This is a genomic window from Streptomyces beijiangensis, from assembly GCF_017315755.1.
GTDB classification, from domain to species: Bacteria; Actinomycetota; Actinomycetes; order Streptomycetales; family Streptomycetaceae; genus Streptomyces; species Streptomyces beijiangensis.
The window spans coordinates 1-421 of sequence record NZ_JAFLRJ010000852.1 but is presented as its reverse complement, the minus strand read 5'-3'; the positions used below and the strand labels follow the sequence as shown (position 1 = coordinate 421).

Below are 421 nucleotides of genomic sequence, written 5' to 3'. Positions count from 1 at the left end.
TGCTCATCCTGCGCTGGTTCATCGACGGCACCCGCCTTTCCCAACTCGCCCGCGACAACGGTCTGTCGGTCTCCGCCGCCTACCGCTACCTCCACGAGGGGCTGACCGTTCTGGCGGCCGGGGCACCGGACCTCGCGACCGCGTTGGAGCGTGCGAAGGCGGCCGGGCTGACGCATCTGAACCTCGACGGCACCGTCATCCACACCGACCGCGTCGCCGCCCCCGGCCCCCACGGCGCAGACCTCTGGTGGTCCGGAAAACATAAGCACCATGGCGGGAACGTGCAGGTCGTCGCCACCCCGGACGGCTGGCCGATCTGGGTCTCGCCAGTACGGCCGGGCAGGGAGCACGACACCACCTGCGCCCGTCACCACGGGCTGGTCGACGCCCTCAACCGGATCGCTGCCGAGCTGGACATGCC

The 421-nt window shown here is 70.5% G+C and carries 1 protein-coding gene; it reads left to right on the top strand.

Annotated features, from left to right (window positions below):
- On the top strand, positions 1-421 hold a 421-nt coding region (locus tag J0695_RS39485), incomplete at both ends, for a transposase family protein (RefSeq protein ID WP_242553757.1).